This window comes from Aquimarina sp. (genome assembly GCF_977115655.1).
Genome location: NZ_CDSBKO010000018.1, coordinates 77,740 through 88,852, shown reverse-complemented (window position 1 = coordinate 88,852; position 11,113 = coordinate 77,740). Strand labels below are relative to the sequence as shown.

The following is an 11,113-nucleotide window of genomic DNA, read 5'->3' as shown; positions in this document are numbered from 1 at the left end:
CAAAAATATAGCCTATAAAGAATCTAATCAAGATGTACTTAGACGGATGCATACGTAATAAGATCCAATAATTGTGATAAATGTGTGATAACTAATAATGATTTGTCTTGTTTCATGATTTTTGTTTTTTGATTGATGATTAAAAAACTGCTAATAATTTTAGCAATCTTACTTATAGGACGAAAAAAATAGTATTTTGTTACATAAATTTGATTAAGGGCTAGTGTAATTTTAGAGTAAAAGCTTATAAATCAAAAAACACCTCGCCAAAATAAACGAGGTGTTCCTTACTATATTTAATATCTTTTAAAAAATTAATTTAATTGATGATAAGTTTTTGTGTGTTAGTAGCACCATCGCTACTTACGATTTTTACTAAATAAATCCCAACACCTAAAGATAAATCACGTGTGGATATGGTATTTACTCCTGGCTGTAACTTCAAATATCCTTTTTTACTTCCTAAAATAGTGTAAACTGTAGCTTCAACTTTTCCTTTAGCATACGGATTTATGTGTACTGAAAAAATATCTTTAGCAGGATTAGGAGTCATTCTTAGCCCTGCAAGATCCCCTTCTTCTTCATTACCTAATATTGGAGAAGCAGATTCTAATTCTGCCACCAAATTTTCAGAAGTAGCAGATTGACCACAAGACCCCTCATATATTTTCACATTACTAAATATTGAAGTGTTACCACTACCAGCATCATTATCATTAATAAAAACTAACCTATCCATAGCCCCTGTATAGAAATTCCCAACTGGTATAGTATATTTTTTAGTTCCTGATCCTGAATAATCATCAAAATTACCTACTCCATAATTTTGCGTTCCGTATACTTTAAAATATCTTGAAGAAGTAAGAGAGTTATCATTTTCGAATCCTATACCATGTATTTCTCCTTGCGAAGTACTACTAAAATCAAATTCAATAACGGTATTTGAAGTTACCGTATAATTTAGAGAAATATATTTCCAAGTATTATTTTGCATGGATAATCCTGCCCCATTACTTACAATTGAAAAATTACCTGCAGAATCCTGATTCGAGAATGATGTTATTTGATAATCATTAAAATCAAGAGTTGTACAAGTTGGTGGAGGCGGTGGGTTTCCGTCTAATCCCATAGCGTCCCAAAAAGCAGGTATAGTAGCTCTCTCTCCAGAGTTAGACCCTCCAGATGAGGAACAACCTCCATAAGCATGAACTCCTATTGCGTTTCCTGTAGCTTCGTCTATAATCGGGCTTCCAGAATTTCCTCCGGTTGTATCTGTTCTGTATCTAACAAATGTATTTGTAACCGAGGATAGTGGTCCTGCGTGAGTTTGCTGAGTTTGATTATCAATTCCTGTATCTGTACCAAAACCAGTAATTCTTATAGTACCGCTTGGTGCACTTTGTACTACATTAAACGATTTTCCTTGTGCCTGTATAGGTGTTTTGCCTGTTTGTGAATTTGCACTTGCAGTAAATACAGCCCAGTCATTAGCCTGACTTGCATTATTTGGATAAGGAGATACAAAATTACCTATTGGATATTGATCTTCCGGACCAGGATGCACTATTGTTCTATCTGGATTAGATTTAGGCACATTAAACTCAATTAATTGCGCTCTGCTTCCAACACAATGCCCTGCAGTAACTAATTTCCCATTAGTAATAATCCATCCGGTACAGCCAATTGGCACTATTCTTCCAATAGCATTATCTGCAGAATCTACTCGATCATCTGCTGATCCACATTGTGATTTTACATTAGGATCTTCTTCCCCTACACCTACCTCGGCTATGTTTAACCCTATGGATTTCTCTCCAGGAGCTATAGTTAGTTTTACAATAACTTTATCCCCGTTAAAATAGGCTGTGGTGTTTTTCCAATCCTTTATCGTTTCTGCTGTTAATGTTTGTGTAGCACCATCTAATGCAGAAGTTATAGTTACGGTACTTTTAGCTCCCAGATTTACATCTTTAAAAAATAAACGTAACCATGTTGCTCCTTTTTCTGATATGGTTTGAGTAATAACCTCTGAATCACTTTTGTTGTTATTACCATCAGACTTTAAGGTCATGTCATATTTTGTATAATGACGAGCCAGCTCATCCTGAGCAAAATTAATATATGGCGACAGCATAAAAACCATACATAGTAACAAACTGAACTTTTGTACAGAATGTTTTGAAGTTAAATTAAATGAGTTTGTGTTTTTCATAAGAATAAGATGATTAAAAATTATGTGTTAGACATTAAATATAGTTAGTTTCTAAAGTATTTAAAACCCAAAAGGTTGTAATAAAATAGTATTCCACTAACTGGTCATATAATTTTTAATCAAATGAAAACCAGCGTTTTCTCGTATTCTTTCTATTTTCCAAAAAATTATCTATCTATGCAAAGTAGTGATAATTCCTTCTACAAGATAGAAAAGAAAAACCACTCTTCAAAAAAGTTTAACGTGCAAAATTTAAAATACTTTATTAATGCCTATTTTTGTGTTTCGATATTTAAAATAATGATAACACAAGATACTATCGTTGCATTAGCAACGCCATCCGGAGCAGGAGCTATAGCGGTTATTCGTGTTTCCGGAAAAGATGCTATTACGATTTGTTCTCCTTTATTTCGTTCTATTAGCGGAAAAAAACTAAGTTCTCAAAAAACACACACCATACATTTAGGTCATATTATTGATAAAAACAGGATACTTGATGAAGTTTTGGTTTCTTTATTTAAAGGTACAAATTCGTATACCGGGGAGCCAACTGTCGAAATTTCTTGTCATGGATCGGTATATATCCAACAAGAAATCATTCAATTATTATTGCGCAAAGGTTGCAGAATGGCAAATGCAGGAGAATTTACGCTTCGTGCATTTATTAATGCCAAATTAGATCTTTCGCAAGCTGAAGCTGTTGCTGATCTTATCGCATCAGATTCTGAGGCTTCACATCAAATTGCAATGCAACAAATGCGGGGAGGTTTTTCTAATGAAATTAAAAAATTAAGAGATGAATTATTGAACTTTGCATCCTTAATAGAATTAGAACTTGATTTTGCCGAAGAAGATGTAGAGTTTGCAGATCGCACTCAGTTTAATGACTTAGTTTTTAAAATTACGAACGTATTAAAACGTCTTATTGATTCTTTTGCTGTTGGTAATGTTATTAAAAATGGAATCCCTGTAGCTATTGTAGGCGAACCCAATGTTGGAAAATCAACCTTGCTAAATGCTTTACTTAATGAAGAAAGAGCTATTGTTTCTGAAATTGCCGGAACCACCAGAGATACTATCGAAGATGAAATTAATATTGGCGGAATTGGTTTTAGATTTATAGACACGGCAGGAATACGAGATACTAAAGATGTTGTAGAAAGTATTGGAATAAAAAAAACCTTTGAAAAAATAGAACAAGCACAGGTTGTTATTTATTTAGTAGATAGTTCTCTTTTAACTCCAAATCGTTTACAGGAATTAAAAACAGAAATTGGTAAGATAAAAAACAAATACCCACAAAAGCCTTTACTTATTGTTGCTAATAAAGTAGATAAGCTTAATGATGATCAAATTTCAACTTTACGATCTGAAATAGAAAACATCCATTTACTTTCTGCTAAACAAAACACAGGGGTTGAAGAGCTACAAAATAAACTTTTAGAATTTGTAAACACAGGAGCTTTACGAAACAACGAGACTATTGTAACCAACTCTCGTCATTATGATGCTTTACTAAAAGCTTTAGAAGAAATTCAAAAAGTACAATATGGTTTGGATTCCGGGCTTTCTGGCGATTTAATGGCAATAGACATTCGCCAGGCATTATATCATTTTGGTGAAATAACTGGTGAAATAACCAGTGATGATCTACTAGGAAATATCTTTGCTAATTTTTGTATCGGGAAGTAATTATCTTTCTTTTGTTTTCTAACTACTTGTTTTTATTGATTTTATAGGTTTTTAGCATCTCTTTTTTGTTGCCCAATTGCTCTTTATTTCTTATATTTGTTGTTCAATTGTTGCCCTAATAGCTTATCTGTTGCCTAAATCAAAAAGCAACAAATCAAAGCGAAATGATGCACCATATAGCACCACCAAGCAACATTGAGCTACAAGTAGCACCAAATGAGCAGTACAATTAAAATACCGAAATTCTGTCAATTCTGTGGAATGGCTTTTGTTGCACAAAAGACCACTACTAAGTATTGCGGTCATACGTGTGCAAGTAGAGCTTATAAACAACGTAAGCGAGAAGAAAAAGTACAAACCGTATTATCCAAGCAAATAAATAAAAGCAAGCCTACATCTTCCGAAAACTTGCAAACTCTGCAAACCTTACCTACACAAGCAGGGAATCATATCAACCTAAGAGATAAAGAATTTCTAAGCATTACAGAAGCTGCCGATTTATTAGGTGCAAGCAGATGGACTATTCAGCGGATGATAAAACGCAACCAATTGAGCATTGCAAAATTAGGTAGGCGTACTATTATAAAACGGACAGAAATCGATAATCTCTTTAAAATTTAGCCTTATGAAAGTAACATTAAGAAAACGCAAGAAAGGAAACAAAATCAGTCTGTATTTAGATTACTATGCTAATGGTAAGCGAGAATATGAATATCTAAAATTGTATCTAAAACCAGACCCAGAAAAAGGTTCACTTACTAAGGCAGAGAAAGCCCAAAATAAAACGATACTACAATTAGCTGAAAGTATCAGAGCCAAAAGACATTTAGAAATTCAGAATAACATTTATGATTTTCAAGACAAGGAGAAACTAAAAGGCAGTTTCTTATTATACTTTGATGCACTCACAGAAAAGAGAAAAGCCAGTTTAGGTAATTATGGCAATTGGGATAGTGTTGGGAAGCATTTAAGAAAATACAGTCCAAGAGACATTTCATTTGATAGAGTTAATCGTGAATGGGTACAAGGCTTTAAAGATTATTTAGACAATGAAGCCAAAACCAAAAGTGAAAACGAATTATCACAAAATTCCAAGTACTCCTACTTCAACAAATTAAAGGCAGCATTAAAACAAGCGGTTAGAGATGGCATCTTAAAATACAATCCTGCGGAGCAAGTCCAGGGATTCAAACAAGGAGAACCACAAAGAGAGTTTTTAACCTTAGAAGAAGTACAAGCATTAGTAAAAGCAGATTGCGAAAGCAAGCAGCTAAAAACTGCGTTTTTATTCGCTTGCCTTACGGGTTTAAGATGGTCAGATATAAATAAGTTAGTTTGGTCAGAGGTGCAACATTCTGATGAAATGGGCTACTATATTCGTTTCAGACAACAAAAAACCAAAGGAGCGGAAACCCTACCAATTTCCGAGCAAGCTCGTAATATGTTAGGAGAAGAAAAGGAAAAAACAGAGCGTGTTTTCAAAGGCTTAAAATATAGTGCTTGGCACAATGTTAAATTAGCTCAATGGGTACTTCGTGCAGGTATTACAAAAAACATCACGTTCCATTGTGCAAGACACACCTATGCGACCCTACAGCTTACAATGGGTACAGATATTTATACCGTATCAAAACTATTAGGTCATAGAGAATTAAAAACCACTCAGATATATGCCAAAGTAATAGACAATAAGAAGAAAGAAGCAGCTAATAAAATTCAACTCGATTTATAATATGGAACTAACTATTTTTAAAAGCATCATCTATGGCGACCTAAAACCTTGGGCAAGTGATGCAGTCAATGAAAAGTTTTACAGACAAAATTTGTCTCCAAAATTTATACAGCCAAAACAGACTATAAACGAGTATTACAAGGCATTAAAGGAAATGCACAAGAACAAGCCTAATCTATTCAAAGAAGATGGTTTGGAAATTTATCTTTTGCAACCAGATACAGATATTAGCCACGATATACTGCATCCATTAGTAGAAATCCAATTAGCAGAACCAACCACAGCAACACAAAGGTTTTATCATTACTTGCTTTTGAATGAAGCTACAAGACTATCGGACAGAGTTTTTAAATGTGTGAATAAGGACATTGGAGAAATTCAGAAAAAAGAGATAGTTCAAAATGTAGTGAAATCCTGCAAGGACTTATTATTAAGAATAGGAACAGACCAAGACAGCTTTACCCAAACCGACTTAACAGCTTATGTTATTCCTCAACTCATTACTAACGTAATTCGTTTTCTAAAAGAAACTGAAAAATTATATCCTCAATTCCTTTCGGAATTACCGTCAAACAAAAACGAGCTTTACGGAGAACTACTTCAACAACCCATTCCAGACATAGAGATTGACAAAACAACTCCTGAATTTCAAACCGTAAACAATATTCTTTTAGGTGTAGATGATTATAAGTTTGAAAAAGATACTCGTTTCTCATTCGGTTTTACTGGAGATATAATAAAGCTAAAATCTACCTTATCAGCTCTGAATATTAATGTAGAGTTATTGAATGAAGATAAAACCACAGTTGAACAATTAGTAAGCGTATTAACAAGCAAGGATTTAAAGATAGGTGCTCCTCAAATTCACTTGAATTGTGAAACAACCCAATTCAGTTATATAGTTTCAAAAATGGAGCAACACTTTAGCAATTTTAATCCTACCACTATTGAGCAATCAAACCTCTTTTATTCCAAAAAGGGAACTGATTTAAAACGTAATAATTTGTATAAAAACAAGAACAATTACCCTAAAGAACAAGGCACTATTGATGACATTCTCAGACAACTGTAAATAAAAACAGTAAGATGAGTAAGATATAGTAGTAAGACGTTACCGTCTTACTGATTACCAGCCTGTTACGATAGAAGTTTGCAATAGAATTTATTGTAAAACTTTTAAAAATCGTAACAAAATGAGTAACGAAAATTTAATTTTAGAAAAGCTCAACAGACTTGAGCAAAAGATTGAGGAACAAAACCTCTTAAAGAAAGAAGTACTAAACTTCAATGATGCTTGTAGCTATTTAGATATAAGTGCTTCGCATCTGTACAAACTTACCAGTCAGAAATCCGTTCCGCATTTCTGCCCACAGGGTAAAAAACTCTATTTCAATCGTACCGAGTTAGACGAATGGTTACAGCGTAACCGTCAATCTTCTACGGATGAAATCGAAAAAGCAGCAGCCAATTATCTAATTCAAAACAAACGCAGTTAGAGATGGGCTTTTATCATCCTTTAGACGAAAAGTTAGAACAGATAGACGATAGACTATCAGAACTAACGCTTATGCTTAAAGACAAGCAAAGAAGCAATCCTGAACAAGTGTTTTTCGACACTCAAGAGTTTCTACAGATAATGAATGTAAGTAAGCGTACCGCCCAATATTGGCGAGATAGCGGACTCATAGGCTATTGCCAAATTGGGTACAAAATCTACTACCGCTTATCAGACATACTCCAATTGTTAGACCAAAATTTTAAAGCACCTATCAATGGAAAATAATCACATAAATACTTCTAAAATGGCATCATCAACTATATATAAAAATTTCAATCAACCCATAGAAAATAAAGCCTTACTACTGATAGTAAAGGACGTTATTGAGGGCAAATACAAAGAACCTATTGAAGCTATCCGTATGGCTATTGGAATGGGTAAACCAGAACGAGCAGACCAATTCAAAAAAGAATTAGTTGCCTTTACACCGTCAGCAACTTTTGAAGGTGGTCGTAAAATGGAATACTTTAAAATGTACAGCGGTTTTGTACACTTAGATTTTGACAAGTTAGAACCAGACGAGCTTCAAGAAGCGAAACAGAAAATACAATCCATTCCTTACACTTTTGCTTGTTTCACAAGCCCAAGCGGTAATGGCCTAAAAGTGTTTATTGAAGTTGATACTACTATGGAGCAGCATAAATCCGCTTATGCACAAGTGCAAGCGTATTATGAAAAAGAAGTTGGTATTGAAGCAGACCCAAAATGTAAAGATATTACAAGGTTGTGTTTTGTGTCTTATGACCCTGACGGATATAAGAACATTCAAAACGAAAAGTTCAAGGTAAAAACCGAAACGGTTTTACAACCTATCACACCAACAGCACCCAAAACAGTAGTAACACAAAATCTTAGCAATAATGAAAACAGTAATAGTTCAGAAATCTTTACCGAGTGCATCACATTCACCGAAAACAAAGAAAGTTATTCAGAAGGCAACCGAAACAATTTCATATATCAATTGGCTTGTAATTGCAACAGGAGAGGAATCGTGTATGATGATACTTTGCATCTTATTCTAAATACCTACGACTTAAACCAAGATGAAATAAAAGCATCTGTAAAATCAGCTTATGATAATAATGCTATGCAATTTGCAAGCTATCAAAGTTATAGACAAACAGCACAACCAAATGAGATAGTAAGTGATGAAGATTACCTAAAAAACACACCCACTTTTGACGAGCAGTTATTTGACAACCTACCTGAGATATTAAGAAAAGGTACAATGGCATTTACAGACCCAAGAGAACGTGATGTTTTTTTTACTGGTGCATTATCTATTCTTAGTGGTTGTTTACCAAATGTTTCAGGCGTGTATGCTCAACAGACCGTATTCCCTAATCTGTTTTCGTTTATCATTGCTCCAGCAGCAAGTGGAAAAGGTGCTTTAAAATTTGCTAAAATATTGGCAGACCCTTATCAAGAAAGTGTATTGGAACAAAGCAATCAAGATAAGTCCATTTATGAAGCCGAATTAGCTCAATACAAGGTAGAGCAACGAAACCGAAAGAAAGACGACACAGAAACACCAGAAGAGCCTGTAAAACCACCTTTTAAAGTCGTATTTATTCCTGCAAACACCTCTTATGCAGCTATTTTACAACACATACAACAAAATGAGGGGAAAGGAATTATTTGCGAAACAGAAGCAGATAGTATGGGGGCAGTTTTTAAGCAAGATTGGGGCGGATATTCAGATATGCTCAGAAAAGCGTTTCATTCTGAAACTATTTCTGTTTCAAGAAAAACAGACAATGAATATGTTATCATTAAAGAACCTAAAATTTCTGTGGCGTTATCAGGTACGCCTGGTCAAGTAGCCAATATCATTGCATCCGCAGAAGATGGTTTATTCAGTCGTTTTTTATTCTACACTTTTAAGGTGGAGCAACTTTGGAAAGATGTATCGCCTTTCGGCAATACCTTAAATTTAAACGACCATTTTGAAGCCTTATCACAGAATGTATTAGATATGATTCACTTCTTAGAAGCAAATCCAACGCAAATACACTTATCTAAAGAACAATGGCAAACGGTTAATTACACAGGGCAACAATGGTTGACAGAAGTAACCACCTTTACAGCAGAAGAAGCTGGTAGTGTAGTAAAACGTTTGGGTTTAATTCTATATCGTATTTGTATGATATTATCCACGCTTCGCAAGTTCGATAATGGAGATTGTACCGAGAATGTTACTTGTACAGATGAAGATTTTGAAATGGCATTAATGATAGCAAATGTCTATCTACAACACAGTTTGTTAATGTATAACAACCTACCAAAGAAAGAAGAAACAGGAGTTTTTAAAGGTGCGAATAACAAAAAACAATTCTTTGAAGCCTTACCGCAAAACTTTAAACGTGAAGAAGCCATCATCATAGGGAAGAAATACCAACTCAAAGACCGTTCTATTGATAATTTACTCAAATCCTTATTAGGTTCACATCTCTCACAACCCAGTTACGGACACTATCAAAAAACTACAGACAAGCTGTAGTTTGCAACCTTTGCAGTTTTTGAAATTCTTCTTGTGGTTTTTGTTCTTGTTTGTTTTAAATTTGTCTATTTTTGACAAACGTATTTAATACAAATAAATAAGCAATGAACAAATTCGGAGACTTAATACGGTCTAAAAGAGAAGAACAAGAAATGCTACTCAGGCACTTATCCGCAGAGTTAGACATTGATACCGCAATGCTTAGTAAAATAGAAAGAGGAGAAAAAACCGCTAAACGAGAACACATAGAGCCTTTAGCAAAACTTTTTAAACTCGATTATAACGAACTGTTTTCACTTTGGTTAGCAGACCAAGTGTTTCAGTTAGTAGAAAATGAAGAACAGGCATTGCAAGCTCTACAGATTGCAGAAAAAGAACTCGTAAAACTTAAAAAATAATCAAGTGAGCGAATTAGTACCCAACAATAATAACTTTATTCTGTACACCGCCCCAAGTGGTGATGTAAAAGTTCAGGCTATTTTGAATGATGAAACCATTTGGTTAACTCAAAAAGCTATGGCAGAACTTTTTTCGGTAGGTATTCCTGCTATAAGCAAGCATTTAAGTAACATTTTTGAAAGTGGAGAATTAGAAGAAAATTCAGTTATTTCCATTTTGGAAACAACTGCATCTGATGGTAAAAACTACAAAACCAAATACTACAACTTAGATGCCATTATTTCTGTGGGTTACAGGGTAAATTCTACCAAAGCTACCCAGTTTCGTATTTGGGCTACCAAAACCCTAAAAGAATACATCATTAAGGGATTTGTAATGGATGATGACCGTTTAAAACAAGGTACATCCGCTTTTGGTAAAGATTATTTTAAAGAACTATTAGAGCGTGTACGTTCCATTCGTGCCAGTGAGCGTAGAATCTACCAACAAATCACAGACATATTTGCCGAATGTAGTATAGACTACGACCCAAAATCAGACATTACCAAGAATTTTTATGCTACTGTACAAAACAAATTTCACTTTGCCATTACAGGCAAAACAGCAGCCGAAATTATCTACCTAAAGGCAAATAGCAAAACCGATAATATGGGCTTAACCACTTGGAAAAACGCACCTGAAGGAAGAATTTTAAAACAAGACACCAAAGTAGCCAAGAACTACCTACAAGAAAAAGAAATCAAACAATTAGAACGTACCGTATCGGGGTATTTTGACTATATAGAAAATCTTATAGAACGTAGAAATACCTTTACAATGGAGGCTTTGGCAGACAGCGTAAATAAGTTTTTAAGTTTTAACGAATACAAGGTATTAGAAGGCTTAGGCAAGGTGTCTCACCAACAAGCCATTACCAAAGCAGCAAAAGAGTACGATAGCTTTAACAAAACACAAAACATAAATTCCGACTTTGATAAACATATCAAAGCATTGGAACAAAAAAATAAAAAATCTAAATAA

At 34.2% G+C, this 11,113-nt stretch carries 10 protein-coding genes; 9 read left to right on the top strand and 1 reads right to left on the bottom strand.

Annotated elements, in window-relative coordinates; translation table 11 throughout:
* Nucleotides 1-319: 319 nt before the first annotated feature.
* Nucleotides 320-2,212, bottom strand: coding sequence for a trypsin-like peptidase domain-containing protein (locus ACZIYX_RS09840; RefSeq protein ID WP_462682056.1), 1,893 nt, complete (start codon nucleotides 2,210-2,212; stop codon nucleotides 320-322).
* Nucleotides 2,213-2,512: 300 nt separating this feature from the next.
* On the opposite strand from ACZIYX_RS09840, the gene mnmE reads away from it, so the two are divergent.
* The 9 genes from mnmE (at nucleotide 2,513) to ACZIYX_RS09795 (ending at nucleotide 11,113) form a co-directional block, all read left to right on the top strand.
* Entirely contained in the window at nucleotides 2,513-3,904 is a 1,392-nt protein-coding gene (gene mnmE / locus ACZIYX_RS09835; RefSeq protein ID WP_462682055.1) for a tRNA uridine-5-carboxymethylaminomethyl(34) synthesis GTPase MnmE, read from the top strand.
* 261 nt (nucleotides 3,905-4,165) lie between these two features.
* On the top strand, nucleotides 4,166-4,525 hold the full coding sequence (locus ACZIYX_RS09830) for a helix-turn-helix domain-containing protein (protein WP_462682054.1): 360 nt from the start codon (nucleotides 4,166-4,168) through the stop codon (nucleotides 4,523-4,525).
* A 4-nt stretch (nucleotides 4,526-4,529) separates the two neighbouring features.
* On the top strand, nucleotides 4,530-5,636 hold the full coding sequence (locus tag ACZIYX_RS09825) for a phage integrase SAM-like domain-containing protein (RefSeq protein ID WP_462682053.1): 1,107 nt from the start codon (nucleotides 4,530-4,532) through the stop codon (nucleotides 5,634-5,636).
* A gap of 1 nt (nucleotide 5,637) precedes the next feature.
* Complete coding sequence (locus tag ACZIYX_RS09820) at nucleotides 5,638-6,708, top strand: DUF6617 family protein (protein WP_462682052.1); 1,071 nt, start codon at nucleotides 5,638-5,640, stop codon at nucleotides 6,706-6,708.
* Between the two features lie 121 nt (nucleotides 6,709-6,829).
* The gene (locus tag ACZIYX_RS09815) at nucleotides 6,830-7,132 is read left to right on the top strand and encodes a helix-turn-helix domain-containing protein (protein ID WP_042292012.1); all 303 of its coding nucleotides are present in this window, start codon (nucleotides 6,830-6,832) and stop codon (nucleotides 7,130-7,132) included.
* Nucleotides 7,133-7,134: 2 nt separating this feature from the next.
* A complete protein-coding gene (locus ACZIYX_RS09810) occupies nucleotides 7,135-7,419 on the top strand; it encodes a helix-turn-helix domain-containing protein (protein WP_462682051.1) in 285 nt (94 codons plus the stop codon).
* Nucleotides 7,409-9,694 (top strand): DUF3987 domain-containing protein, encoded by a 2,286-nt coding sequence (locus ACZIYX_RS09805; protein ID WP_462682050.1) that lies wholly within the window; start codon nucleotides 7,409-7,411, stop codon nucleotides 9,692-9,694. Before ACZIYX_RS09810 ends, ACZIYX_RS09805 begins: the two co-directional genes overlap by 11 nt.
* A 104-nt stretch (nucleotides 9,695-9,798) precedes the next feature.
* Entirely contained in the window at nucleotides 9,799-10,092 is a 294-nt protein-coding gene (locus tag ACZIYX_RS09800) for a helix-turn-helix domain-containing protein (protein ID WP_462682049.1), read from the top strand.
* Between the two features lie 4 nt (nucleotides 10,093-10,096).
* Nucleotides 10,097-11,113: a virulence RhuM family protein gene (locus tag ACZIYX_RS09795; protein ID WP_462682048.1), complete on the top strand. Its 1,017-nt coding sequence runs from the start codon at nucleotides 10,097-10,099 to the stop codon at nucleotides 11,111-11,113.

What these genes read in the sequence shown, in the direction of transcription:
- ACZIYX_RS09840 (WP_462682056.1), bottom strand. Translation starts at nt 2,212, where the DNA reads ATGAAAAACACAAACTCATTTAATTTAACTTCAAAACATTCTGTACAA.
- mnmE (WP_462682055.1), top strand. Translation starts at nt 2,513, where the DNA reads ATGATAACACAAGATACTATCGTTGCATTAGCAACGCCATCCGGAGCA.
- ACZIYX_RS09830 (WP_462682054.1), top strand. Translation starts at nt 4,166, where the DNA reads ATGGCTTTTGTTGCACAAAAGACCACTACTAAGTATTGCGGTCATACG.
- ACZIYX_RS09825 (WP_462682053.1), top strand. Translation starts at nt 4,530, where the DNA reads ATGAAAGTAACATTAAGAAAACGCAAGAAAGGAAACAAAATCAGTCTG.
- ACZIYX_RS09820 (WP_462682052.1), top strand. Translation starts at nt 5,638, where the DNA reads ATGGAACTAACTATTTTTAAAAGCATCATCTATGGCGACCTAAAACCT.
- ACZIYX_RS09815 (WP_042292012.1), top strand. Translation starts at nt 6,830, where the DNA reads ATGAGTAACGAAAATTTAATTTTAGAAAAGCTCAACAGACTTGAGCAA.
- ACZIYX_RS09810 (WP_462682051.1), top strand. Translation starts at nt 7,135, where the DNA reads ATGGGCTTTTATCATCCTTTAGACGAAAAGTTAGAACAGATAGACGAT.
- ACZIYX_RS09805 (WP_462682050.1), top strand. Translation starts at nt 7,409, where the DNA reads ATGGAAAATAATCACATAAATACTTCTAAAATGGCATCATCAACTATA.
- ACZIYX_RS09800 (WP_462682049.1), top strand. Translation starts at nt 9,799, where the DNA reads ATGAACAAATTCGGAGACTTAATACGGTCTAAAAGAGAAGAACAAGAA.